The 24,631-nt window shown below is 50.8% G+C and carries 29 protein-coding genes; all 29 read left to right on the forward strand.

Annotated elements, in window-relative coordinates; genetic code table 11:
* The first annotated feature begins 3 nt into the window (after positions 1–3).
* The 29 genes from B3W37_RS03910 (at position 4) to B3W37_RS04050 (ending at position 24,620) form a co-directional block, all read left to right on the forward strand.
* Positions 4–639 (forward strand): MBL fold metallo-hydrolase, encoded by a 636-nt coding sequence (locus B3W37_RS03910; protein WP_481041751.1) that lies wholly within the window; start codon positions 4–6, stop codon positions 637–639.
* 77 nt (positions 640–716) lie between these two features.
* Complete coding sequence (locus tag B3W37_RS03915) at positions 717–2,339, forward strand: CTP synthase (RefSeq protein WP_481041749.1); 1,623 nt, start codon at positions 717–719, stop codon at positions 2,337–2,339.
* Positions 2,340–2,418: 79 nt separating this feature from the next.
* Positions 2,419–3,495: a lipid II:glycine glycyltransferase FemX gene (locus B3W37_RS03920; protein ID WP_483174845.1), complete on the forward strand. Its 1,077-nt coding sequence runs from the start codon at positions 2,419–2,421 to the stop codon at positions 3,493–3,495.
* Between the two features lie 7 nt (positions 3,496–3,502).
* Positions 3,503–4,657, forward strand: coding sequence for an alanine racemase (alr, locus tag B3W37_RS03925; protein ID WP_483174846.1), 1,155 nt, complete (start codon positions 3,503–3,505; stop codon positions 4,655–4,657).
* A gap of 16 nt (positions 4,658–4,673) precedes the next feature.
* Positions 4,674–5,564 (forward strand): signal peptide peptidase SppA, encoded by an 891-nt coding sequence (sppA, locus tag B3W37_RS03930; RefSeq protein ID WP_481041743.1) that lies wholly within the window; start codon positions 4,674–4,676, stop codon positions 5,562–5,564.
* A 15-nt stretch (positions 5,565–5,579) separates the two neighbouring features.
* A complete protein-coding gene (locus B3W37_RS03935; protein ID WP_481041741.1) occupies positions 5,580–6,161 on the forward strand; it encodes a YIP1 family protein in 582 nt (193 codons plus the stop codon).
* Positions 6,162–6,225: 64 nt separating this feature from the next.
* Positions 6,226–6,600 (forward strand): response regulator, encoded by a 375-nt coding sequence (locus B3W37_RS03940; protein ID WP_481041739.1) that lies wholly within the window; start codon positions 6,226–6,228, stop codon positions 6,598–6,600.
* Between the two features lie 20 nt (positions 6,601–6,620).
* Complete coding sequence (locus tag B3W37_RS03945) at positions 6,621–7,475, forward strand: class II fructose-1,6-bisphosphate aldolase (RefSeq protein WP_481043044.1); 855 nt, start codon at positions 6,621–6,623, stop codon at positions 7,473–7,475.
* Between the two features lie 15 nt (positions 7,476–7,490).
* Complete coding sequence (fsa, locus tag B3W37_RS03950; protein WP_481041737.1) at positions 7,491–8,132, forward strand: fructose-6-phosphate aldolase; 642 nt, start codon at positions 7,491–7,493, stop codon at positions 8,130–8,132.
* A 24-nt stretch (positions 8,133–8,156) separates the two neighbouring features.
* Entirely contained in the window at positions 8,157–9,152 is a 996-nt protein-coding gene (gene glpX, locus B3W37_RS03955; RefSeq protein WP_481041735.1) for a class II fructose-bisphosphatase, read from the forward strand.
* Positions 9,153–9,426: 274 nt separating this feature from the next.
* Positions 9,427–10,731, forward strand: coding sequence for a transcription termination factor Rho (gene rho / locus B3W37_RS03960; RefSeq protein ID WP_481041733.1), 1,305 nt, complete (start codon positions 9,427–9,429; stop codon positions 10,729–10,731).
* A gap of 117 nt (positions 10,732–10,848) precedes the next feature.
* Entirely contained in the window at positions 10,849–11,706 is an 858-nt protein-coding gene (locus B3W37_RS03965; protein WP_481041731.1) for a peptidoglycan DD-metalloendopeptidase family protein, read from the forward strand.
* Between the two features lie 115 nt (positions 11,707–11,821).
* A complete protein-coding gene (locus B3W37_RS03970) occupies positions 11,822–13,069 on the forward strand; it encodes a radical SAM family protein (RefSeq protein WP_483174847.1) in 1,248 nt (415 codons plus the stop codon).
* Between the two features lie 3 nt (positions 13,070–13,072).
* On the forward strand, positions 13,073–14,098 hold the full coding sequence (locus B3W37_RS03975) for a 3'-5' exoribonuclease YhaM family protein (RefSeq protein ID WP_483174848.1): 1,026 nt from the start codon (positions 13,073–13,075) through the stop codon (positions 14,096–14,098).
* A gap of 103 nt (positions 14,099–14,201) precedes the next feature.
* A complete protein-coding gene (rpmE, locus tag B3W37_RS03980; RefSeq protein ID WP_481041725.1) occupies positions 14,202–14,405 on the forward strand; it encodes a 50S ribosomal protein L31 in 204 nt (67 codons plus the stop codon).
* A 98-nt stretch (positions 14,406–14,503) separates the two neighbouring features.
* A complete protein-coding gene (locus tag B3W37_RS03985) occupies positions 14,504–15,415 on the forward strand; it encodes a DUF1385 domain-containing protein (RefSeq protein WP_483174849.1) in 912 nt (303 codons plus the stop codon).
* A 220-nt stretch (positions 15,416–15,635) separates the two neighbouring features.
* A complete protein-coding gene (gene prfA / locus B3W37_RS03990; protein WP_481041721.1) occupies positions 15,636–16,703 on the forward strand; it encodes a peptide chain release factor 1 in 1,068 nt (355 codons plus the stop codon).
* The gene (prmC, locus tag B3W37_RS03995; RefSeq protein ID WP_483174850.1) at positions 16,704–17,582 is read left to right on the forward strand and encodes a peptide chain release factor N(5)-glutamine methyltransferase; all 879 of its coding nucleotides are present in this window, start codon (positions 16,704–16,706) and stop codon (positions 17,580–17,582) included.
* Complete coding sequence (locus B3W37_RS04000; RefSeq protein ID WP_483174851.1) at positions 17,554–18,528, forward strand: L-threonylcarbamoyladenylate synthase; 975 nt, start codon at positions 17,554–17,556, stop codon at positions 18,526–18,528. The genes prmC and B3W37_RS04000 overlap by 29 nt, the downstream gene beginning before the upstream one ends.
* Before the next feature lie 30 nt (positions 18,529–18,558).
* A complete protein-coding gene (locus B3W37_RS04005; protein ID WP_483174852.1) occupies positions 18,559–19,140 on the forward strand; it encodes a manganese efflux pump MntP in 582 nt (193 codons plus the stop codon).
* Positions 19,141–19,153: 13 nt separating this feature from the next.
* The gene (locus B3W37_RS04010; protein WP_483174853.1) at positions 19,154–19,624 is read left to right on the forward strand and encodes a low molecular weight protein arginine phosphatase; all 471 of its coding nucleotides are present in this window, start codon (positions 19,154–19,156) and stop codon (positions 19,622–19,624) included.
* Between the two features lie 19 nt (positions 19,625–19,643).
* On the forward strand, positions 19,644–20,096 hold the full coding sequence (gene rpiB, locus B3W37_RS04015; protein ID WP_481041711.1) for a ribose 5-phosphate isomerase B: 453 nt from the start codon (positions 19,644–19,646) through the stop codon (positions 20,094–20,096).
* Between the two features lie 6 nt (positions 20,097–20,102).
* Positions 20,103–21,350, forward strand: a complete 1,248-nt coding sequence (locus tag B3W37_RS04020) for a serine hydroxymethyltransferase (protein WP_483174854.1) — start codon at positions 20,103–20,105, stop codon at positions 21,348–21,350.
* Positions 21,351–21,367: 17 nt separating this feature from the next.
* Positions 21,368–21,679 (forward strand): MazG-like family protein, encoded by a 312-nt coding sequence (locus tag B3W37_RS04025; protein ID WP_481041707.1) that lies wholly within the window; start codon positions 21,368–21,370, stop codon positions 21,677–21,679.
* A 258-nt stretch (positions 21,680–21,937) separates the two neighbouring features.
* The gene (locus tag B3W37_RS04030; RefSeq protein WP_481041705.1) at positions 21,938–22,198 is read left to right on the forward strand and encodes an AtpZ/AtpI family protein; all 261 of its coding nucleotides are present in this window, start codon (positions 21,938–21,940) and stop codon (positions 22,196–22,198) included.
* A gap of 191 nt (positions 22,199–22,389) precedes the next feature.
* Positions 22,390–23,073 (forward strand): F0F1 ATP synthase subunit A, encoded by a 684-nt coding sequence (gene atpB / locus B3W37_RS04035; RefSeq protein ID WP_481041703.1) that lies wholly within the window; start codon positions 22,390–22,392, stop codon positions 23,071–23,073.
* Between the two features lie 49 nt (positions 23,074–23,122).
* The gene (gene atpE / locus B3W37_RS04040) at positions 23,123–23,347 is read left to right on the forward strand and encodes an ATP synthase F0 subunit C (protein ID WP_481041701.1); all 225 of its coding nucleotides are present in this window, start codon (positions 23,123–23,125) and stop codon (positions 23,345–23,347) included.
* Between the two features lie 107 nt (positions 23,348–23,454).
* Complete coding sequence (gene atpF, locus B3W37_RS04045; protein ID WP_483174855.1) at positions 23,455–24,078, forward strand: F0F1 ATP synthase subunit B; 624 nt, start codon at positions 23,455–23,457, stop codon at positions 24,076–24,078.
* On the forward strand, positions 24,072–24,620 hold the full coding sequence (locus B3W37_RS04050; RefSeq protein ID WP_481041697.1) for a F0F1 ATP synthase subunit delta: 549 nt from the start codon (positions 24,072–24,074) through the stop codon (positions 24,618–24,620). Before atpF ends, B3W37_RS04050 begins: the two co-directional genes overlap by 7 nt.
* Positions 24,621–24,631: the final 11 nt, after the last annotated feature.

Below are 24,631 nucleotides of genomic sequence, written 5' to 3' on the forward strand. Positions count from 1 at the left end.
CTTATGATGATAAACTGGTTGGGCCATGCTTCGTTTTTGATCGACAGCCCCCTGGGCCGGATTATAACCGATCCTTTTGAGAAGAAACTGGGTTATCAGGAGTATCGTCAGCCGGTTGACATCGCCACGGTGAGCCATCAGCACTGGGATCATAATGCTGTACAGGTATTGCAGGGCGATCCCCGCATCATCTCGCAACCCGGGGTTTTCCAAATCGGCCAGATTCGCATTGAAGGCATGGAGAGCTTTCACGACCGCAAGAAGGGTCAGCAAAGGGGGCGGAATATCATTTACAAGATCGCTGCGGAGGGCTTGGATATTGTACACCTGGGCGATCTCGGCCATATCCTTGAGCCCCGGCAGATAGAGGCCATTGGCAATGTGGACATTCTGCTTCTTCCGGTAGGGGGCATATACACCATAGATGCCCAGGAGGCCAGAGTGGTGGCGGAACAACTAAACCCTGTCATCATCGTGCCTATGCATTATAAAACTAAACACCTCAGCTTCGAGCTGGATCCTTTGGAGAGGTTTACCGGCCAATTCGAAAAAACTGTCAAAAGGCCTTCTCTGCAGGTCAGCGCCGAGGACCTCCATGAATCGGCTGGCGTTGTAGTGCTGGACTATCCCGGCAGTTGACCTTAAATGATAAAGAGGTGTACAATTCATAAGAATGGGTAGTTCGAACCACACCAGGGAAAGCGGGGATCGGGAAAGTGACCAAGTACATATTCATAACAGGGGGCGTTGTTTCTTCGCTAGGTAAGGGAATCACGGCTGCATCATTGGGAAGGTTGTTGAAGAGCAGGGGACTTAAAGTAGCTTTACAGAAATTTGACCCCTATATTAATGTAGACCCGGGCACGATGAGCCCTTACCAGCACGGAGAGGTTTACGTAACCGAGGATGGAGCGGAAACCGACCTTGATGTGGGGCATTATGAGCGCTTTGTGGACGAGAACCTTACCCGCCTTTCCAATTGTACTACCGGACGCATCTACCAGGCGGTGATAGATAAAGAAAGACACGGGGATTACCTGGGACAGACGGTTCAAGTTATTCCGCATATCACCAACGAAATTAAAGAGCGGGTCTTGCTGATTGAAAAAGCTGTAGGGCCCGATGTAGTAATAACCGAAATAGGCGGGACAGTGGGCGACATCGAGTCTCTGCCTTTTCTGGAAGCCATTCGGCAGCTGAAGTTCGATCTGGGCAGAGACCGGGTGTTATACATTCACGTTACCCTGGTGCCGCACATCAAGGCGGCCGGGGAATTAAAAACCAAGCCCACCCAGCACAGTGTAAAAGAATTGAGGAGTATCGGGATTCAACCCGACATACTGGTGTGCCGCACTGAGAAGGAGCTTTCCATGGATCTCAAGGCCAAAGTCGCCTTGTTTTGCGACGTGGACCGGGAGGCAGTCATCCAGCTCATAGACGCTTCTTCTATTTATGAAGTCCCCTTGATGCTGGCCAAAGAGGGGCTTGACCTCCAGGTGCTAAAGCGGCTCGGCTTGGAATGCGGTCCGCTCGATCTGGCGGAATGGGAAACCATGGTGGATAAAATCCTTCATATGGACAAGCAGGTCGTTATCGGTCTGGTGGGCAAATATGTGGAGCTGCCGGATGCTTATTTGAGCGTGGTGGAATCATTGAAACACGCCGGTTTTCAGTTTAACTGCGATGTCAAGATCAAGTGGATTTATGCTGAACAGCTGGAGAAGGAAGGCCCGGAACCATTGCTGGCGGATGTGGACGGCATACTCATTCCGGGTGGTTTTGGCGAGCGGGGCATCGAAGGCAAGATCATGTCCGCCCGGTATGCGCGCGAAAAGCAGATTCCTTTCCTGGGTATTTGTTTGGGAATGCAATGCGCGGTGATTGAATTTGCGCGCAATGTGTGCGGTTTTAAAGGGGCCAACAGCTGTGAATTTGACCCCAATGGTCCGCACCCGGTGGTGCATCTGATGCCTGATCAGGAGCATGTCGAAGACAAAGGCGGAACCATGCGCCTGGGGGTTTATCCCTGCCACATCGCAGCCGGCACCACAACCCATCATCATTATCAGCAGTCGGTGATTCAGGAACGGCATCGCCATCGCTATGAGATTAACAATGAATATCGTGATGAACTGGTAAAGCACGGTATGATTATCAGCGGCCTATCTCCTGATAAGCGTTTGGTTGAGATTATCGAAATAAGCGACCACATCTATTTTGTGGCCTGTCAATTCCACCCCGAATTCAAATCCAGGCCCAATCGGCCGCATCCTTTGTTTACGGGGTTGATAGAAAACAGCCTCAAATACCGGCAATCTAGAGAAAGTCTGCTTTGCTAATTCCTCTGTTCATATCCGGATGGATACCTGCCAATTATCCTGGCAAGAATAGTGTTGAGCATCTCTGAAGGGGAAACAGATGTACAAAACCAGAATTATCGAGGCCAAGGATAAAGCCAGCTATAATCGTTTCATTGCCCAGCATCCCAAAGGGCATTTTCTGCAATTATGGGAATGGGGGCAGGTGAAGAATCTGACCGGCTGGAAACCGATAAGACTGGTCCTGGAAAAGGACGGACAAATCAGGGCAGCTATGCTGATCCTCAAACGCACCCTGCCCATCCCGCTGGTTAAACGCGCCATTTTTTACTCCCCGCGCGGCCCTGTGGCCGATCAGGATAATGCCGAAGAGCACCGGCTGTTATTTGCAGCTGCCAGGCAGATTGCCCGCCGCGAGGGGGCAATTTTCGTGAAAATCGACCCCGATATCCCGGCCCAGAACCAGAACTATGCCAAAATGCTGTCTGCCTGCGGTTTTCAGCGTCAACTGTCGGGGCTCAACTTCGAAGGAGTGCAGCCCAACTATGTGATGCGCCTCGATCTTACCCCCGAGCCGGCTGAACTGCTGGCTGATATGCACCCAAAATGGCGCTACAATATCAAACTGGCGGGAAGAAAAGGAGTCACCGTCACTCAGGCTGAAGAACGGACAGATTTAGAGGTTTTTTACTCCATATTGGAGGAGACTGCCCAACGGGATCATTTCCTGATAAGAGGCTATTCGTATTTCGAATCTATCTGGGATCATATGATCGCCAATGGTTATGCCCGCATATTTCTGGCCCATTATCAGGGGGAAATCGTGGCCGGAACCCTGGCCTTTATTCTGGGCGACAAGGCCTGGTATCTTTATGGCGCGTCCAGCAACCGCCACCGCAATGTAATGCCAAATTACCTTTTGCAGTGGGAAATGATCCGCTGGGCCAAAGCGCAAGGATGCACAGTGTATGATTTTCGAGGGGTATCCGGCGATTTGGATGAAGAGAACCCCTTATACGGACTGTATCGTTTTAAAAAAGGATTTAACGGGGTATTAACTGAATTTGTAGGTGAATGGGATTTCGTCTACCGGCCTGTTTGGTATTGGCTGTGGACCCGGATGCTGCCGGTTTATTTAGGGCGCAGACGCGGTCTTGCAGGCCAGGGGGGCGACTGATACAGTTATGCACGACAAATGGGTAGAGATTGATGATGATGCCATACTCCATAATCTAACCGGAGTGCGCTCGCTGCTGTCAGAACAGACCAGACTGATTGCAGTGGTAAAAGCCAATGCTTACGGGCATGGCATGGTGGAAACCGCCCGCCTCCTGGCAGATAACGGGGTTGAGTATTTTGCGGTCACCTTTTTGGATGAAGCCCTGCAGTTGCGTGAAGCTGGATTAGAGGAAGCCATATTGCTGCTCAGTCCACTGGCGGACCAGGCCTCACTGCAAAAGGCTATCAGGGCACAGATTACGGTGATGATTTCCGGCCCGGATGACGCTGTCCTGGCCGCTCAGGTCAGCCAGACTGAACAAATCATGCTGTCGGTTCACCTTAAGCTTGAAACCGGTCTGAACCGTTTTGGCCTCTCTTATGAGGAGGTCATTAAGGTTTGTGAGGCATTAAGTCGCAATCCCTACATATACATTGAAGGGATATATACTCACATGGCTCATGCGGGTGCCAGCGACCCTAATTTTACTTTAAAGCAGTATGAGTGTTTTATGCAAACCGTCAGAAGCCTGGAGGAAAGGGGTTATAATATTCCTATAAAGCATTGTGCCAACAGTGCGGCGACACTGCGGTTTCCGGAGATGCACCTGGACGCGGTGCGCATTGGAACACTGCTCTCGGGACAGTATCCAGTCGGTAAGATGCCTAAACCGATCACGCTCCGGGATCCGTTTCAGTACAAGACCCGCATCATTTCCCTCAATGAGCGCCCGGCGGGCAGTTATATGGGATACTTCAGAACTTATCGCCTACGGAGAGCGGCCCGCATTGCAGTTTTGCCGGCAGGTTTCATTGACGGGGTGGCGGTAGATGTGTCCAATCCGCCGGCAGGGGGGCTAGACGCCTTAAAAAGAGCCATAAAGATGCTGTTGGCCTGGCTGCGTTTCTCCAGGTTTACCGCCCGGGTGTATATACAGGGCCATCCCTGTGCGGTGGCCGGCAAAGTATTCATGCAGCTTACGCTGGTGGAACTGCCCGCTGATCTGGAAGCCGGGGTGGGAACGGAAGTATCCCTGCCGGCCAAAAAATCCCTGGTTTCACCGGCAATTAAACGCATTCATAGCAGAGTACAGTATAAGGCTGCAGTCAACAGTCATTGAGAAGAGGAGGTTGACGGTGAAGAAGAGGATTGTGATAGGATTAATACTGGTTTTTCTGCTTATCCTGTTGATTATGGCAGTTCAGAGCATCAGCCAGCCCCAGGCCGGTTTAAAAAGCATTGGCAAAATCGGGGTTATTGAGGTTTCCGGCACCATTACCGGTACCAGCACGTCAAATCTCCTGCAGGGCACTACTGCCAGCGCCCGAGACATTATGGCTATCATCCGCCAGGCAGCAGCCCGTCAGGATATCAAAGCGGTAGTGCTTAGAGTCGACAGCCCCGGAGGAACCTCTGTAGCCTCACAAGAAATCGGGGTGGAGCTTGATAAGCTCAGGGCGACCGGAAAACCGGTTATAACCTCGATGGGGGATGTGTGCGCCTCTGGCGGTTATTGGATCGCCTGCAGCACGGACCATATCATGGCCAACCCCGCCACTTTAACAGGCAGCATCGGGGTTATTATGCAGATGCAGAACATCGAAGGACTGTACGAAAAGCTTGGGGTTAAAGAGGTGGTCATCAAAAGCGGCCAGCATAAGGATATCGGATCTCCTTTCCGCGATCTTTCTCCAGAAGAACAACAAATATTACAGGGTATTGTACAGGACTCCTATCAGCAATTTATTGATCAAGTGGTGAAAGGCCGCGAGGGCAAAATTACCCGTGAACAATTGATGCCCCTGGCCGACGGAAGGATTTTCACCGGAGCCCAGGCCAGAGATTTGGGGTTAGTGGACAGTTTGGGAGATTACTATGACGCGATCGAGCAGGCCAAAGTCATGGCAGGTATACAGGGAGAAGTTCCTATTGAGGTGCTCAACCAGCAGGACATGTGGAAACGCCTGGTTACCAGCCTGGAGAGCACCTTCCTGGGTAATCAGCCAACTACCAGGTTATATTATTAACTAGGGGGACTGGGTTTGACCATATTGGATGTGCTTTACGGATTAATCTTTCAACCGCAGGGCACCATGCGGGAATTAGCCCGCACACGGCCTTTGTTGGCGGGCTTCCTGGTTTTTATAGGGGTCTATTTCGCCAATTATCTTTTGCAGGAGGCCAGCAGCGCCATCAGTCAGAACGGATTAGGATTGCCAGGATACGCTTCATGGATGCTGGCGAGCCTGGGGGCCGTTACGGCAGTTGTGATATGGTTTGTTTCCGCAGGTCTGTTTTCCCTGCTGGCAGAGATTATTTACGGGTACGGCAATGGCAAAGCGGTTTTGAGCTGCCTGGGCTTTGCGGTTTTTCCCGGCATTTTGGGCCCGGCTTTATATTATGCCGCAATTTTATTGGACCTGCCCGGCGTGGGCGCCTTGTTGTATCTCCTGTCCGGTTTATGGGTGATAGGATTGCAGGTTCTGGCAGTGCGTGAGGCCTTAACCTTGACTACCGGGCAGGCGGTCTTGATATATTTGTTGCCGATGGCATCATTTCTCTTGATCGGGGCGTTATTGCTGATCATCGGCGGCCTGGCTTTGAGTTCTTTACCTCTGCTTTAGAAGGATGTTCATCATCGATGCAGAATTGTAAATATATGTTCATGTAGGGGGAGGGGTAGCTGAAATGCGCCATGAAATATTGATTGTGGATGACCAAAAGGGAGTGCGCCGCTTATTAGAAGAACTATTCAAGAAGGACGACTGGATTGTCCATACGGCCTCCGATGGGTTAGAAGCCATTGCCAAGATTGACAGTATAACACCCCATATTATCTTAATGGATATGAAAATGCCTAATATGAACGGCCTGGAAGCCTCGCAAAAAATCCTTGAAAATCACCCTGAATTGACCATCGTTATGATGACCGCCTACGGGGAGATGGATGTTATTAAAAAAGCTCTTGATGCCGGGGTAAAAAGGTGTATTACCAAGCCTTTTGACATAATGAATCTACGTCAGGTAGTGCAGCAAATGGTAAGTGCAGAACAGGTTCAATAATTTACAACGAGGTGATTAATATGCCGCTGGTGGGGGTTGATACCCTGTTGGAGCATGCCCAGAAGGAAGGCTATGCGGTAGGTGCTTTTAATGCCAATAACATGGAGATCGTTCAAGCCATAATCCAGGCTGCGGAGCTGGAGAGATCTCCGGTAATCATGCAGGCCAGCCAGGGCGCCATCAAGTATGCCGGCCTGGATTATATTACCGGAATGGTCAAAATTGCCGCAGAGAAGAGTCCGGTTCCGGTAGCCCTGCACCTTGATCACGGCACCGACTTCGATCAGGTGATAAGGTGCATCCGCAGCGGGTTCAGTTCGGTGATGTATGACGGCTCCAAGTTGAGTCTTGAGGATAATATCGCTACCACCAAAAAAATACTGGAGATCGCCAACCCCATAGGGGTATCCGTAGAAGCTGAACTGGGGAAAATAGGCGGAACCGAGGATGACATTCATGTAAGCATGCGTGAAGCCACCTACACCGATCCCGAGGAAGCCCGCTATTTTGTAGAACAGACCGGCGTAAAAAGCCTGGCTATAGCCATCGGCACCGCTCATGGGCAATACAAAGGCGAGCCCAAGCTTGATTTTGAGCGCCTGGCCACCATTCAAGGCCTGGTGAACATCCCCATAGTCTTGCACGGGTCTTCCGGGGTGCCGGATGAGGCAGTGCGCCAGGCCATCTCATTGGGGGTGCGCAAGGTTAACATCGATACCAATATCCGAGAAGCCTTCGTAGGGGCGATGAGAGAGGTTATCGAAAATAAACCGGATGAAATCGATCCCCGCCAGATCCTGGGCCCGGCTCGCGAAGCGGCTGTAAACATTATCCGCGATAAAATGAGGGTCTTTGGAAGCAGTGGCAGGATCTAGAAAAAGGAGGCGCAAGTGCGAATATTTATCGATTCAGCGAATATCGCCGAAATACGCGAAATACATTCCCTGGGATTTCTTGATGGAGTCACCACCAATCCAACCCTGGTAGCCAAGGAAGGACGCGACTACCATCAGGTGATCAGCGAGATCTGTAATCTGGTGGATGGTTCCATCAGCGCCGAGGTCATCGCCTTGGACTATCCGGGCATGATGCAGGAGGCGCGGCAGTTGGCTGAGATACATCCCAATGTGGTGGTGAAGATTCCTCTCACTGAAGCTGGGCTCAGGGCCATATCCAGCCTGAACAAAGAAGGGATTGACACCAACGCCACCCTGGTCTTTTCGTGCAACCAGGCCATACTGGCGGCTCGTGCCGGGGCCAGTTATGTGAGCCCGTTTATAGGGCGGGTCGATGATATCAGTTATGATGGGATGGCATTGCTGAAGGACTTGATCGAGATTCTGGATCAATACATGTTAGACACCGAGGTTATAGCAGCCAGTATCAGGCATCCCATGCATGTTACCGCTTCAGCCCGCGCCGGCTGCCATATAGCAACGGTTCCTTATGCGGTGATCAAACAGATGATCAAGCACCCGCTGACCGATGCCGGTATTGATAAATTTATGAATGATTGGAAGCAGGTTTTTTAGAATCTGAGGCAGGGGGTAAAGATTGTGGAGAGGGAATTAGCATTGGAATTTGCCCGGGTCACCGAGGCTGCCGCTCTGGCAGCTTCCCGTTGGGTGGGCAAAGGCAATAAAGAAGCCGCTGATGATGCTGCAGTAACTGCCATGCGGGTTATGTTTGATACTGTTGCTATTGACGGCATTGTCAAGATCGGCGAAGGGGAGATGGACGAGGCCCCCATGCTGTACATAGGCGAGCGGGTAGGAATGGGTGTGCCTCCTGAAGTTGACATTGCCGTTGATCCCCTGGAAGGGACAACTATCGTAGCCAAAGGCGGCGTCGGAGCGATTGCAGTCCTGGCGGCTGCTCCCCGGGGATCTCTATTGCATGCCCCTGACATGTATATGGACAAAATAGCGGTGGGACCGGAATGCAAAGGCCGAGTTCACCTGGACGCGCCGGTCAAGGAGAATCTGAAAGAAGTGGCCCGGGCCTTGCATAAACTGATCAGCGAAGTAACCGTGGTTATTCTGGACCGTCCCCGTCATGAACACATCGTGGAACAGGTCCGCCAGGCCGGAGCCCGCATTCGCCTGATCACCGACGGAGATATTTCGCCGGCTGTAGCTGCAGCCTATGAAGATTCCGGAGTCGATATTCTGCTGGGCATCGGCGGAGCGCCCGAAGGGGTGATCAGCGCGGCCGCGCTTAAGTGTCTGGGCGGCGATTTTCAGGCCCGCTTAACGCCTGAAGGCCCTGAAGCGCCTGAAGAGATCCGGCGCTGCAAGGAAATGGGCATAGAGGATATCAACACCGTGTTTACCATTGACGACCTGGTCAAATCAGAGGACGTTATTTTTGTAGCCACCGGTATCACCGGATCGTTTTTGCTTAAAGGAGTGCGCTACCATAAGCGGCGGGCCACTACCGATACGCTGGTGATGAGGAGCCTGTCAGGAACCATTCGCCGTATTATTGCCGAGCATCATCTTGATAAAAAACCATTATTCAGAGATAATCGTATTAAGCTGAGGATGGACTAAGCCGGTAAATTTTGCGATTTATTGGATTATCCGTTTAAATTTATGGGATAATATCTGGCAGAGGCTTATCAAAAGTGCTATCTCAACCTTCGCCCAGCGTGACGTGCTGGGGCTTCAATCTGATGAACAAACCCTCATAATATCATGTCGGTTGGTCCAACTGTAGATAATCAGAGCGGAACATTCACTTGTGATGGCTATAATTGAGTTTTTAAGGACTTATTATTGGTGTTGACCGATAAGTAGTAGATTATGTAAATGAAAGGATGTTGGTATGAAGGGAGGACAACGGGAAGAAAAGGTGAATATCTCCGAACTGGACAACAAAAATATGTTGGAGTTATACCAGATTGCCCGGGATTTGAACCTGGCCGGATATTCCAAGCTGCGTAAGAAGGAATTGGTATTCGAGATTACCAAAGCCTTAACCCATTCCGATCAGCTCTTGCAGGCTCAGGGAATTCTGGAGATTATGCCGGATGGATATGGATTCCTGAGGCCGTTTGGTTACCTGCCCAGTCAGGACGATATTTATGTTTCACCTTCCCAGATAAGGAAATTTGAATTGCGTACCGGCGACCATGTAAGTGGTCAGGTACGATCTCCCAAGGATAATGAGCGGTTTTTTGCCTTGCTCAAGGTGGAGGGCGTTAACGGCTTCCCGCCAGAAGAATCTATCAAAAGAATCCATTTTGATGCCTTAACCCCCCTGTATCCGACCGAAAGGCTGAACCTGGAGACCGTACAGCGCGAGCTGTCCACCCGCATCATCGACCTGATTGCGCCAATCGGCAAGGGACAGCGCGGTCTGATCGTGGCTCCGCCTAAAGCCGGCAAGACCATCCTGCTGCAGAAAATTGCCCAGGGCATCAGCGAAAATCATCCGGATGTCGTATTGATCATACTGCTGGTAGATGAACGCCCTGAGGAAGTTACGGATATGCAGCGCTCCACCAAAGCGGAGGTGGTGTCTTCTACCTTTGACGAGCCTCCGGAAAACCACGTGAAAGTAACCGACATGGTTCTGGAACGGGCCAAACGGCTGGTGGAACATAAAAAAGACGTGGTTATTCTCATGGACAGTGTCACCAGGCTGGCCCGAGCCCACAACCTGGTGGTGCCTCCCAGCGGCCGGACACTATCCGGCGGCATTGACCCGGCCTCGCTTGATAAACCCAAACGCTTCTTCGGGGCGGCGCGCAATATCGAAGAGGGAGGCAGCCTGACTATCTGTGCCACGGCTCTGGTTGAAACCGGTTCGAGGATGGACGAGGTCATTTTTGAGGAATTTAAGGGCCGGGGCAACATGGAGCTGGTACTGGAAAGAAAGCTGGCCGAAAGGCGTATATTCCCGGCCATCGATGTCAAACGATCCGGCACCAGAAAAGAAGAGCTCTTGCTGAGCGGCGAAGAGTTAGAACTGATGTGGAATCTGCGCAACATGTTCAGTGATTATAATCCGGTTGAAACCATGCAGATGATATTAGATACCATGAAAAAAACCAAGACCAATAAGGACTTGTTGCGAGCGGCTCCGTTGGTTTTTGGAAAAACCGACCATGCCCGAAAATCCTACTAAAATAAGGAAAAAATCCCATCTGAGTAGTTGTTTCTCAAATATGGATGAATAAATGCCTTGGCTTATGTGGAGACTATGGTATATGTTGACTGTTGGTCTTCAAAAGCGAGGTGTACTATGAAAAGGAAATGGATCAGCTCACTGCTGGTTGGCATTATCTTTCTGGGCAGTGTAGTGGGCCCGGTTGCGGCTGCACTCTGTCCGGGGGATTTCCTACCGTGGATGTCTGCAGCTACCGCAGAGCCTGAAACCGGGCTCAGTAGCAGCAGGGATCATGTGGTAAGAAATGGCGATACCCTGTGGGCATTATCCAGGGAATATCATGTTGATTTAGATGCGCTCTTATTGATGAACAACCTTGATGAGGATGATTTGCTGACTGTAGGCAGAACCTTGAAAATACCGATTTCAACCTGCACAGTGAAGAAAGGGGACACCTTATCTTTGCTGGCCTCCAGGTATAAGGTGAGTGTAGAGGCTCTAGCCATGGCCAACCAGGGCAAAGATCCTTACCAGCTAGAGGTCGGAGATGTATTGATTATCCCCGGCTTCGAGGCAGACAGCATTGCTGCCAGCAGTACTCCCTCCCGGGGCTATAGCATCGATCTTGCCGCTTTTGGATGGCCGGTAAGCGGTGAGGTCACTTCAGCTTATGGTTGGAGAAAATCAGGATTTCATCATGGCGTGGATATTGCTCAGGAAACCGGCACCCCCATCAAAGCGGCTGCTGATGGAATCGTTATCTTCAGCGGCACCAAACCCATCTACGGAAAAACCGTGATTATCAGCCACAATGATGGCAGGGAGACCCTCTATGCACATGCCCAGAGTATTCTGGTTCATAAAAATCAGAGGGTTCGCAAAGGACAGATTATTGCCCTGGTAGGCACCACCGGACGAACTACCGGACCCCATGTGCATTTTGAGGTTAAACTTAACGGAAAAACGGTTAATCCGCTAAGCCAATTGCGTTAACTGCGTTAAATATCACGCCCCCATATGGGGGCTTTTTTTATGGGTAGATTTGAGATAGGCTATTACTAGTTATAGTCAGCCGGAGAGGAAATTCGCAACCAATATGTATTATGTAATGTACAGCAATGAGAATGGGGAATGGATGGAGCATCCTGATTTAGCCATGTTAGGGCGGAGCGGAAACAGCTGGGTGATTCCGGAGCAGAGTGAAATGATTCCGCTTCCTTCCGGGTCATCCCTGGTAAATATACCCGGTTATTTCCCGGTGGGCCTGGAAAATGACAACCAGGCCATGTGCCTGAACAGTGATCCCGGCTGCCCCGGGAAAAGAGCGGGCGTTGTGGCCGCATTGCTCCCGCAAGGCTTTACCCGCACCCTGCTGCCGGCCTGTATACCCCGGGCCCAAGGAGGAGTCATTCCTCTTCTGGGGTATACTGCCGTAGGTTTTCGGGGTGATAAGGTCTATGCGGCGGCAGTGCAGAGCGACCGCCATCATTCCTGGCACCCGCGGTATTATAACACCGAACAGCTCAGCCGGCGTATCCACCGCATGCTGAGGAGATTTCCCCATAATCGCATCCTGCGTCAATTGGCCAAATGTTCCCTGCAATACGGATGCTTCACCGCACAGAATATGTTTTACCAGCGTTGGGAGGCGGGCATTCCGAGCACCCCGGCCTGCAATGCCAATTGCCTGGGCTGCATATCGGAGCAGCATGGTGAGGCCGATTCGCCTCAGCATCGCCTGGGTTTTGTGCCCACCGTTGATGAGATTGTGGAACTGGGAGTCAATCACCTCAAAAACGCGCCCCGGGCCATAATCAGCTTTGGGCAGGGGTGCGAAGGCGAACCCTCCCTCAATGCCGACTTGATAGCCCCGGCCATTGGTCGCATGCGTCTCCAAACCCCGGGTGGCACCATTAATATCAATTCACATGGCGGCAATCATAAACAGCTCCAGAAGATATTTAAGGCCGGCTTGGATGCCATCAGGGTGACCATATTCTCCCTGGTGGAAGAAAACTATAATCTTTACCATCGCCCCCAGAACTATAAACTGGGGCAGGTGTTCAACTCCATTAAAGCCGCCCTGGATCAAAACATTCAGGTTTCGCTTAATCTTTTGGTCCTGCCGGGATTTACCGATCAGCCTCAGGAAGTTGAGGCCTTGCTTGGTTTTCTGGAGGAGAATCCGGTTGACATGATTCAAATGCGCAACCTCAATATCGACCCGGACGTGATCGATCAGCATATGGGGTTTAAGAGCGCCGGAATAGGCATAACCTCTATGATTGCGACCTTGCAAAGGGAAGCCCCTGCAGTAAGGCTGGGATCTTATACCCATGAGGTTGACAAATATTAGGAATTGAAAGCGAGGGATTACTGCATGAGCATCCCCGGGCCATATACCAGCAAAGAGGTCGCCAGTTTAGCATCCGGAGCGCAGTTCTGGGGCAAATACATGGTTGCCGAGAAAAATCAGCGTAAAACCAGAAACGGCCGGGATATTATCAACCTGCGGCTGGCGGACAGCTCGGGCTCGATCGAGGTGGTGGTGTGGGACAATTGCCAGGTGCAAGGAGATTTGCATAAAGGAGTGGTGATCGGTATGCAAGCCGATACCAGCCTGTACAACAACCGTCAGCAGATTACCGCCAAACGCATCAAGATTCTCGATGAGAATCCTTCCGCTTACCTTTTGGCGGCCCCCGTTCCCCGTGAAACCTTGATGGCAGAATTGAAACAGGCGGTGGAATCTATTGCCGACCCGCATTTATCCTTTTTGCTTCAGACGATATTAACCCCGCAATGCATCGCCGACTTCAGCACCACGCCAGCGGCCAAACGCATCCATCACAACTATATGGGCGGACTGTTGGAACACACTCTGGCTGTGGTCAAGCTGTGTCAGCACGCCGCTCAACTCTATCCAGAACTGAATCGGGATCTGCTGGTTGCCGGCGCTATTCTTCACGACATCGGCAAGATGAAAGAGTATGAGCTGCAGGTGGTGCCGGAATATACCCTGGAGGGTAAACTGCTGGGACATATCGTCATGGGATATCAACTGGTAGACCAGGCCGTTCAAAAGATGCGCGCAGAGGGCTATGATTTTCCGCCTATGCTGGAAAACATGATCAAGCACCTCGTCCTCAGTCACCATGGCAGCCTGGAATATGGCTCCCCGGTCAAACCGCTTTTCCCGGAAGCCTTCCTGCTGCACGTTATGGATAACTTGGACGCCAAGATGTTCGTCTATTTCGAGAAGATGGCTCAAACCGAAAATGTGGAGCAATATGTCACCCCTTATGACAGCTTCCACCAGCAGCAGTTCTTCACTTATCGCTATAGACAGGAAATGCCGCCCGACCCTGACGGCAAGCCGGAATGAGCATTTAGTTGCCGCTTGTGTTTTACAATCAGAATTGATATAATCGTTACTGCAGCGATTATGGCTGCAATTATCAGGAAGCAACCCGAAGCGAGGTGAAACCATGAAAGAAAAGATACATCCCCAGTATTCCAAAACCACGGCTAGGTGTGCTTGTGGCAATGAATTCGAAGTAGGCTCCACAAAATCCGGCATTCGCGTGGAGATTTGCTCCAAGTGCCATCCTTTTTATACTGGCAATAAGAGCCGGGTGGTTGATACCACCGGCAGAGTGGATAAATTTAAAAAGAAGTATGGTTTAGGGTAATAACAAGCAGCAGAGACGGGGTCTCTGCTCTTTTCTATGCAACATCAGAGCCGTTTTCAGGCTCTGATTCTGTTCTCGGCATTGCCAGGTGGTGAAAAATGCAAAAAAAGTTCCCTTATGGGGGTATGGCGGTAATCGAAGGTGTCATGATGCGCGGTCCCGCCAGAACCTCTATTGCTGTAAGGAAAAGCGACGGCACCATACAGGTGGACGAACAGCCCAACAATGACTGGGCCAAGCGATTTCCATTTCTTCAATGGCCATTTATTCGCGGCACCTTCGTCTTAATCGAATCGCTGGTGGTCGGGATAAAAATGCTCAATCATTCGGCCAACCTGGCTTTGGATGAGGATGAGGATGAACTCAGTTTTTGGGAAATCCTCATCACTATGGTGGTCGCTTTTGGACTGGCCATACTGTTGTTTATGGTCCTGCCAACTGCCATTGTACACTACTTGCAGGACTTTTTGGCCGGGCCCTGGGCGCAGAACCTGGTCGAGGGGTTTATTCGTATCGCCTTTTTCTTTCTGTATGTGATCGCAATCTCACGCATGCCCGATATAGCACGGGTCTTCATGTATCATGGGGCCGAACATAAAACCATTTTCGCCTATGAAGCGGGCGAACCGCTCACTGTGGATAATGTGAAGCGGCATTCATCCTTGCACCCCCGGTGCGGCACCTCTTTTTTATTGATAGTGATGATTATATCGATTGTGGTTTTTGCCCTGCTGGGTGAAGGCAGCCTGTGGTATCGGATATGGTCCCGCCTGGCTGTGCTTCCCATTGTAGCAGGATTGGGATATGAATTCTTAAAATTGAGCGGGCGATACTATGGAAAGGGCTGGCTGAATTTTTTAATAGCCCCCGGATTATGGATGCAGCGTTTGACCACCCGGGAACCCGACCATGATCAAATGGAGGTGGCCATTGCGGCCTTGCAGCGCCTCCTGGATGATGAAACCAAAGACCCGCCGGCAGAGCCCCAGGTCGAGCAGGCCACCGGATAATCCGCCCAGAGCTTTATCAAACGCCCCTAAGATCCCGACCTCTGTAGGTGGATGGGATAAACATAATTGTCTTCAGTAGTGAGTCGGGTCTCCTACTGAAGGGGCGTTTGATAAAACGCTCGCAGCGCGATGCACACGAAATGCGTAAGGAAGGCGGCTGTGCCGCCTGCATTTCGGCGCACAATTTACGCAAGCCTTCATTGAATCAGGAGGGATATCAGTGCTTTCCAAGCTGGACAACCTGGAAGACAAATATAATGAGCTGACCGAGCTTTTGAGCCGCCCGGAGACCATTTCCGACCAGCAAAAATATCAAAAGGTCGCCAAAGCACATGCAGATCTAACCGAGATTGTTGCTCAATACCGGCGCTATAAAACCATCAACTCACAGCTCCAGGAGGTTCAGGAGCTATTGAAAGAAGAACACGACCAGGAATTTCAGTCTCTGCTCGAGACTGAACTGGAGGATCTTAAAGCCGCCCGCGATGAACTGGAAGCTGTATTGAAGGTATTGCTCCTGCCCCGGGACCCCAATGATGACAAAAGCGTTATCATGGAAATCCGCGCCGGTACCGGCGGGGATGAGGCCGCGTTATTCGCTAACGACCTCTTCCGCATGTACAGCCGCTACGCTGAGGAGCAGGGCTGGAAGATAGACATTATGGATTCACATTATACCGACATCGGCGGTATCAAAGAATTGATCTTCGTCATCGACGGGCAGGGGGCCTACAGCAAATTGAAATATGAATCCGGAGTGCATCGCGTACAAAGGGTTCCCACCACCGAATCGGGAGGCCGGATTCATACTTCGGCCGCTACTGTAGCCGTGCTTCCTGAGGCCGAAGAGGTTGAGGTTAACATCGACCCGGCCGAAATCAGAGTGGACGTCTATTGTTCCAGCGGACCCGGCGGGCAATCGGTCAACACCACCCAATCCGCGGTGCGCCTCACCCATCTTCCCACCGGGCTGGTGGTGACCTGTCAGGATGAAAAATCACAACACAAGAACAAAGCCAAGGCTTTGCGAGTCCTGCGGGCCAGACTGAAAGAAATGCTGGAAGAAGAGAAAAACGCCGAATACGCCGGCACCCGCAAGAACCAGGTGGGAAGCGGGGATCGCAGTGAGCGTATTCGCACCTATAATTTCCCCCAGGGCAGGGTAACCGATCATCGTATTAACCTGACCCTGCATAAGCTGGATGTTATTCTGCAAGGACAGCTTAAAGAGATTATTGAGGCCTTGATCGCTCATGACCAGGCAGAACGCTTGAAACAGGTGGAGTAAGTGGCCCAGGATTGGACAATAAAGGAATTAATATCTTGGACGACCCGGTATTTTCAGGACCGAGGCATCGCCGCAGCTCGCCTGGAGGCGGAGATAATGCTGGCCTATGCCCTGGAGGAAGACCGGGTTTTTTTGTATACTTATTTCGATAAGCCGGTTAATCAGCAGGAGAGGGCAAGATTCCGCGGCCTTATCCAGAGAAGGGCCAGGCAGGAGCCGTTAGCCTACATCATCGGTGAGAAAGAGTTTATGTCCCTGAGCTTTGAGGTCAGCCCCCAGGTATTAATCCCCCGGCCGGAGACCGAACTCCTGGTAGAGACGGCTCTGGATTTGTGTCTTGCCAGGAAACTCCGCATTTGTGATATGGGGACCGGAAGCGGGGCTATTGCAGTCAGTTTAGCCTATTATTCAGCCGGGGGAAAGGTCACCGCCGTAGACGTATCCCTGCCGGCTATCGAGGTTGCCAGGCGCAATGCTGAGCGGCATGGAGTGCAGATAGAGTTTTGCCAGAGCGACCTTTTCGCCGAGGTCGATCCGGCTCAGGAGTACGACCTCATCACAGCCAACCTGCCGTATATAACGGCGGCAGAGTATGAGACCCTGGATGCGGGTATCCGCCGATATGAGCCCGAGCTAGCCCTGCTGGCCGGCGGAGACGGCCTGGATGTTTATCGAAGGTTCTTGCCAGAAGCGATGAAACGGCTCAGTCCGGGCGGGCATCTGCTGCTGGAGATCGGGGCCGGGCAGGGCCAGGCCGCTCTGGATATGGCCCGCCCGTATGGCTGCAGCCAGTTAGTGTCTGATTTGGCAGGCAAAGACCGCTTGATTGTCATCAGGGAGGAAAGCCAGAATGAGTACCCTCCGCTGGAAGATCGATAGAGAAAAGCCACAAAAAGAACTGATCGAAGAGGCCGCAGCCTTGCTGAAGCGCGGTGAACTGGTGGCTTTTCCTACCGAAACGGTTTACGGCCTGGGGGCTGATGTTTATAATCCCGAGGCGGTGCAGAGGATTTTCGAGGTAAAAGGACGCATACCCCGGAGCCCGCTCCTGGTGCATGTCAGCGATCTCGATCAGGTTAATCGGCTGGTCACGGTTATTTCACCCCTGGCCCGGCTGTTGATGGAGAGCTTCTGGCCGGGTCCCCTGGCTTTGATCTTGCCAGCCTCACCCCGGGTCCCCAAAGTTGTTTTAGGGGGAAAAGACAGTGTGGGCTTGCGAATGCCGGCTCATCCCGTAGCCCTGGCCTTGATAGAAAAATCCGGCCCTATAGCGGCCCCCAGCGCCAATCTGAGCGGTCGACCCAGCCCGGTATCGGCCGGGCATGTAATGGATGATTTGGATGGGCAGATTGCTGCCATACTGGATGCAGGACCAACCGATGTCGGCCTGGAGTCAACCATCGTGGATCTGAGCCGGGAAAAGCCCGAAATCCTGCGCCAGGGAGGCGTGCCTTTAGAGGAATTGGAAGCGATTCTGGGCTGTCGCCTGGAAGCCGTCACAAGGCCTAAACAGGCTTATAAAACCGGGGACTTAAGAATTGAACTCTGTGAGGATCGGGGACAGCTTCTGACTGCTCTTTCGGCCTGTCCGCATGGCACGGCAGCCCTGGTGCATTATGGGGAGCATCCCGCTCCGGGTATGGCTGATAGTCTTAAAGCATATACATTGAACTTAAAGGTGCAAGGCGGGGATTTATTCTCAATCATCCGCGAGGCTGAAACACAGGGTTTGCAGAGACTGATTTTTGCCCCGCTGCCGGCTGATTTGACCGGTTGGGGCCGGTCGCTGGCAGACCGCATCAGACGGGCCGCAGGGGTCAGTTGAATTATTTTACATAAGGAATCTTTTATCATTATGGGTGAACAATTTGTCACAGTAGCTATAATTGCAGTCGTTCTGGGAATGGATGCCTTTTCTCTGGCTCTTGGATTGGGCCTGAAAGGGGTATCCTATCGTTATGAAATAAAATTTTCCGGCCTGGTCGCCTTATTTCATGTTTTTATGCCCTTGATGGGCCTGTATCTAGGGGTCGTGTCGGGGAGGTTTTTAGGGGTATGGGCACAGCGGCTGGGTGCGGTTGTGCTGATATATATCGGGGTTAGCTTTTTGTTAAAAGGCTTGAAAGACATCCGCCCCCGCAGCTATTCATTTGCTGAAGCAGCTCAGCGGCGGGCTGCGTCAGGACCCCAGACCCTGAACAATATCTGGCTCTTGAGCTGTTCGGTGAGTATGGATGCTCTGGCGGTAGGATTTGGACTGGGTACTTTTCAGATGCCCCTTTTAGTCACAGTATTGACTATGGGGACTATAGCCGGTTTGTTGACCTGGTTCGGCTTCTTGGGAGGCCGCCTGTTGAACCGGCTGGTGGGCAGTTACGCGCAGATGATCGGAGGCCTGGTGTTGATTGCACTGGCTGTGAAACTGTTATGGTTCTAGAGGTGATCAATCTATGAAAATCCTTTTGGTTTGCACCGGCAATACCTGCAGAAGCCCTATGGCTGCAGCCATGTTGAGCAAAATCCTGCAGGACAAAGGGGCGGATTTCGAGCAATACCATATTGTCAGCGCTGGTCTTGCGGCCGGTTCGGGCTGGCCGGCCTCCCCCGGGGCGGTATACGCTATGCAGCTGCAAGGCCTGGACATCAGCGGGCATCGTTCCCAGCCCTTACATCAGGATCTGGTGGAGAAAGCGGATATAATATTGACAATGACAGCGACGCAGCGTGAGTACATGTTGGACAAATATCCGGACCACATGCGGAAAATTGATACCCTGGCGGGTATGGCCGGAGAAACCGGCCGGGATATACTCGACCCTTTTGGAATGGATGCGGTAAAATATGTGGAGAGTGCCAGTGAAATTAAGAGACTGATGATCAGGGTAGCAGATAAGCTGATTAGCAGGCTTGATGAGCAATGATTTTACAGGAGATGAAGTCATGAAGGTTGTTATAGGCAGCGACCACGCCGGAGTGGATTTGAAAGCTGATCTGATGGACATGCTCGGCGCCGGCGGGGTTGAAATATATGACTGCGGCACTTACAGCGGTGCATCAGTGGATTATCCCGACATTGCCGAGCTGGCAGCCGCCAAAGTGCTTGATTTAAAATGTCCGGGAATACTGATTTGCGGAACCGGGATCGGGATTGCCATTGCCGCCAATAAAATACCTGGAATAAGGGCCGCTGTTTGCCTCACCCCGGAAATGGCCCGATTGGCTCGTGAGCATAATGACGCTAATATCGTATCCATCGGGGCTCGTCTGCTGAAAGCAGAAACCGCCCGGGAAATAGTGAAAACATTTTTGTATACCGAATTTCTAGCAGGTAGACACCAGGCCCGGGTAGAAAAATTAAAGATGCTAGAAAAAAAATGTCGAGAGAGGGGTTAATTAAAATTGGATTATATCGAGCAGTACGTTAGAGAAGTCGACCCTGAGATCGCGGAAGCCATAGCCCTGGAAGAAAACCGCCAGGATCAGAAACTGGAGTTAATAGCATCTGAGAATTTTGTTTCGCGAGCAGTTATGGCGGCGCAAGGCTGCGTCATGACAAATAAATACGCTGAGGGTTACCCCGGCAAGAGATATTATGGGGGATGTGAATTTGTCGATGTAGCTGAGAATCTGGCCAGGGAGAGACTAAAAACACTATTCGGCTGTGAGCACGCCAATGTACAGCCCCATTCAGGAGCACAGGCCAACACCGCCGTCTATTTCGCGGCGTTAAAACCCGGAGACACGGTGATGGGTATGAACCTCAACCATGGCGGGCATCTGACCCATGGCAGTCCGGTCAATCTTTCCGGGAAATATTTCCGTTTCGTGGATTACGGTGTATCTCCGCAAACTGAGACCATCGATTATGATCAGGTGAGAGATGTAGCCAAAGAATGCCAGCCCAAAATGATTGTAGCCGGCGCCAGTGCGTACCCGCGCTTCCTTGATTTCGCCAAATTCCGCGAAATCGCCGACGAAGTGGGGGCATTTCTTTTTGTGGATATGGCTCACATCGCCGGCCTGGTTGCGGCAGGTCTGCACCCCTCTCCCGTCCCTTACGCTCATTTCGTAACCACCACCACGCATAAAACCCTGCGCGGCCCGCGCGGCGGTGTCATTTTGTGCGGAAAGGATTGGGCCCAGAAGGTGGATAGCGCGGTATTTCCCGGAATTCAGGGGGGGCCTTTGATGCATGTTATCGCTGCCAAAGCAGTATGTTTTAAGGAAGCCCTTAGCGATGATTTCAAAAAATATCAGGAGCAGATTGTTAAGAACGCGGCAGTTCTGGCCGCTGCGCTTTCCGAGCATGGGCTGCGCTTGGTTTCCGGTGGTACCGACAACCATTTAATGCTGGTTGATGTACGCCCCAAACAGTTGACCGGCAAGGCCGCCCAAGCCATTTTGGAAACAGTGAACATTACCGTGAACAAGAACACGATACCTTTCGACCCGGAAAAACCGATGGTGACCAGCGGGATCCGCATAGGCACGCCGGCTGTTACCAGCCGCGGGATGAACAGTGATGATATGAAACTGGTCGCCAGGGCCATAGCCATAGCCCTGGGAAACCCGGAAAACGAAGCAACACTGAACCAGGCTCGAGAAATAGTAGCTGGATTATGCAATAAATATCCGCTATACAAATAAAACGGGGAGCTAAACAGATGGATGCCAAAACATTATCCTTGCCAAAACTCAATCAGCTCAAGCCGACCCTGGAATCCACCGCATTGAAACTGATGGAGGAAGCCGGAGAACTGGCGCAGGTTATCGGTAAGTACCGGGGTTTGTCAGGGGAACAGGTTCACCTTGATGAGAAGACCATCGTCAACCAGATTGCCAAAGAGCTTTTAGACGTGGCTCAGACAGCAGTAACCATGATGTTTGTAATGGAGGAGCAATTCGGGCTCAACATCGAAACCCTCCTCCAGGAACACTGGCAGAAGATGGAAGATAAGGGCTACTTGATGCGCTGAATCGGGAAAAAATTTTAATAAATCAGAAAGATAATATATTGGGGAGGATTTTGTATTAAGCTTCTCGAATTAAATGCGTACCTACCCAATACACAGATAGATTAAAAGATGTTAAAAAGTCCATTTCTGCTGATATAACTGTATAAAATCGAGTTGGCTATCCATCTGGATAAAATTAAAAATGAAAAAGGAATTTGCCTGTTTATGACGAATAGAGAAAAGGGATAGTTCGTCTATGTAGGCAATAGAGGAAAGCAGATGACAGACAAACCCAAGCTTGGATGGGTCCGCGGATTGAGTGACGCGGTCAACCTGGCGACTACAGCGGCAGCTTCAGTTGGTATTTGCCTGTTTGCCGGATGGTGGCTTGACCGGCGCTTTGATACCGAGCCCTGGTTCATAGCCCTGGGCGCCCTGATAGGAATAGCCACTGCCATCAAAGCAATGTGGGACAAGATGATGGGACAATCGAAACGCCAACAGAAGGTAGAGAAAAAGGATCCCGATAGAGAGAACTAAGACAGTTCATAGATATAGAGACTAGTCTTAGAAAGAGATTCCTCAATTATAGAGAGAGAAATAGAACTCCTCTGCAAGCCAACATACAGCTATCACTATATTATATGAGTTTTAAGTTTTTGAACCTGGCTGATCAATTGAACGGCTGTCAAAAACTCGACAAATTAATAAGGGAAGGGGGGAAATAGAGAATGTTATTTGGAATGTGGGATAGTGTCTTTTTTCATCTCGGACCTATTCCGGTTGATCATCTGGTGGTAACCGAGTGGGCCATTATAGCCCTGGTCGGTATTATTTCCTTTATGGCTACCAGGAAAATGCAGTTGATTCCGACTGGCCTGCAAAACGGCTTTGAAGCTGTCATATTGTTTACCTATGACTTCTTTACACAATTGATGGACGAAGAGCATGTGGCCAAGAAGTGGGCGCCTTTGCTTACTTCGTTTTTCCTGTTTATCCTGATCAGCAACTACAGCGGGCTGATACCGGGCGCGGCTCATGTGCAAGGCTTTCAGCCGCCAACCAGTAACTGGAATGTTACCATGACCCTTGCTATTATCACCTTCTTTTCTGTTCATATCGCCGGGTTCTCCGAACATGGAGGACATTATCTTCACCACTTCGTCAGTCCAAGCCCATTAATGCTGCCGCTAAACCTTGTCGAAGAGGTAGCTCATCCATTATCCCTGACAGTCCGTCTTTTCGGCAATATATTTGGGGAAGAAATGGTTATGGCTTTCCTGTTATTCATGGCGCCATTTATAATTCCAACGGCCATTATGGGTTTGAGCCTGCTGCTGGGAGCAATCCAAGCAGTGGTTTTCACTCTGCTGTCAGCCAGTTACATAGGGGCGGCAGCAGGCAAAGGGCACTAAAAATGCTCAAATGTAAATATCATTAGAGCTCGAAAGGAGGGAAAATGTAATGGATATGTTAGCATTAGGTGCTGGTCTTGCCGTATCAATCTCCGGTATCGGTGGTGGTATTGGTATGGGTATCGCCGGTGGCAAAGCGTTCGAAGCTATTGCACGGCAGCCCGAGGTAGGTGGGGACGTAAGAACTCTGCTCTTCATCACCTTGGCCTTTATTGAAACCCTGACCATTTACGGTCTACTGATTGCATTCATGTTAGTTAGTAAAATTCAGTAATTATACGGTGGACTCAGATTTGCGGGCGGTGGAGCTTCATTAATTAAATAAAATGGCTTCATCGCCCCAAAAACTATTTGCTCTAAGAGATTGGAGGTAGCACATCCGTGATTAGGAACAGAAGGTATACGTCATTAATCCTCCTTTTTGCCATTTTTATGGTAATGGGATTTGCCACCTTCTGCATGGCCTCTAGTGAAGGACCGGCAGTGCCGGTTCCGGCACCGACCGGAACGACGCCTGAGTTTGGAAAGTGGTATGTTATTGGCTGGACAGCAGTCAACTTCTTGATTCTGCTGTCTTTGCTCTATAAATTCGGTTACGGTCCTATTAATGCCATGCTAGAAGAACGTTCAGCAACCATTGAAGGCTCCCTCAAACATGCCGAGGAAGTTAAAACCGAAGTAGAACAAATGCGTAAAGAAGCCCAGGCCAATTTGCAGGAGTCCCGCAAAGAATCACAGGAAATCGTGGCCCGCGCCACCAAAGCGGCTGAAGACGTCAAGAACGAAATGATGGCCAAGGCCCAGGAAGAAGCCACCAATGTGAAGAACAAAGCCCATGCCGAAATCGCCGCCGCTACCGAACAGGCCAAGGCACAGTTGAAAGACTCGGCGGTTGCTTTAGCCATTTCCGCAGCTGAAAAGGTTTTGGCTCGAGCCATCAATGAAGATGATCACAAGCGCATGGTTAAAGATTTTGTCAATGAGGCGGGCGATCTATTATGTTAAATAAGAGCGTCGCTAGGCGCTATGCTGAAGCATTTTTCAGTATTGCCCGGGAGGCTGGAAAGGTTGACGAGTATCAGCAGGAGTTAGAGCTGGTGGTACGTGCCGTTGATGAATCCGAACTCTTAAAAGAATATTTCGCTCATTTGCTAATCCCTGCTAAAGAAAAAAAAGAAGTTGCCCATAAGATATTTGCAGGGCAAATTTCTCAGACTACTCTCAATTTCATATGCATGATTCTTGACAAGAAGCGTGAAGCCTATCTGGCCTTGATTACCGAAGAATATACAGATATGGCCGATGAACAGAGGAATATTCTCAAGGCGGAGATGTACTCGGCTCATGAGATCCCGGAAAGCGATGTCAATGATCTAGCTGAAAAGCTCTCTGCATCAACGGGAAAAACGGTGCAGTTAAAGCCTATGGTTGATCCGAGTCTATTAGGGGGAATAAAGGTCCGAATTGGCGACCAGATCGTTGACGCCACAGTCGCCAAGAAACTAGAGATGTTAAAAAATACCATGAAACAAGCCAAGATAAGTTAAATCGATAGGGG

Source organism: Syntrophomonas sp. UBA5494 (genome assembly GCF_002426325.1).

Coding starts and splice junctions, on each gene's coding strand:
- B3W37_RS03910 (WP_481041751.1), top strand. CDS start 4: ATGATGATAAACTGGTTGGGCCATGCTTCGTTTTTGATCGACAGCCCC.
- B3W37_RS03920 (WP_483174845.1), top strand. CDS start 2,419: ATGTACAAAACCAGAATTATCGAGGCCAAGGATAAAGCCAGCTATAAT.
- alr (WP_483174846.1), top strand. CDS start 3,503: ATGCACGACAAATGGGTAGAGATTGATGATGATGCCATACTCCATAAT.
- B3W37_RS03940 (WP_481041739.1), top strand. CDS start 6,226: ATGCGCCATGAAATATTGATTGTGGATGACCAAAAGGGAGTGCGCCGC.
- B3W37_RS03945 (WP_481043044.1), top strand. CDS start 6,621: ATGCCGCTGGTGGGGGTTGATACCCTGTTGGAGCATGCCCAGAAGGAA.
- rho (WP_481041733.1), top strand. CDS start 9,427: ATGAAGGGAGGACAACGGGAAGAAAAGGTGAATATCTCCGAACTGGAC.
- B3W37_RS03965 (WP_481041731.1), top strand. CDS start 10,849: ATGAAAAGGAAATGGATCAGCTCACTGCTGGTTGGCATTATCTTTCTG.
- B3W37_RS03970 (WP_483174847.1), top strand. CDS start 11,822: ATGTACAGCAATGAGAATGGGGAATGGATGGAGCATCCTGATTTAGCC.
- rpmE (WP_481041725.1), top strand. CDS start 14,202: ATGAAAGAAAAGATACATCCCCAGTATTCCAAAACCACGGCTAGGTGT.
- B3W37_RS03985 (WP_483174849.1), top strand. CDS start 14,504: ATGCAAAAAAAGTTCCCTTATGGGGGTATGGCGGTAATCGAAGGTGTC.
- B3W37_RS04000 (WP_483174851.1), top strand. CDS start 17,554: ATGAGTACCCTCCGCTGGAAGATCGATAGAGAAAAGCCACAAAAAGAA.
- B3W37_RS04005 (WP_483174852.1), top strand. CDS start 18,559: ATGGGTGAACAATTTGTCACAGTAGCTATAATTGCAGTCGTTCTGGGA.
- B3W37_RS04010 (WP_483174853.1), top strand. CDS start 19,154: ATGAAAATCCTTTTGGTTTGCACCGGCAATACCTGCAGAAGCCCTATG.
- rpiB (WP_481041711.1), top strand. CDS start 19,644: ATGAAGGTTGTTATAGGCAGCGACCACGCCGGAGTGGATTTGAAAGCT.
- B3W37_RS04025 (WP_481041707.1), top strand. CDS start 21,368: ATGGATGCCAAAACATTATCCTTGCCAAAACTCAATCAGCTCAAGCCG.
- B3W37_RS04030 (WP_481041705.1), top strand. CDS start 21,938: ATGACAGACAAACCCAAGCTTGGATGGGTCCGCGGATTGAGTGACGCG.
- atpB (WP_481041703.1), top strand. CDS start 22,390: ATGTTATTTGGAATGTGGGATAGTGTCTTTTTTCATCTCGGACCTATT.
- atpE (WP_481041701.1), top strand. CDS start 23,123: ATGGATATGTTAGCATTAGGTGCTGGTCTTGCCGTATCAATCTCCGGT.
- B3W37_RS04050 (WP_481041697.1), top strand. CDS start 24,072: ATGTTAAATAAGAGCGTCGCTAGGCGCTATGCTGAAGCATTTTTCAGT.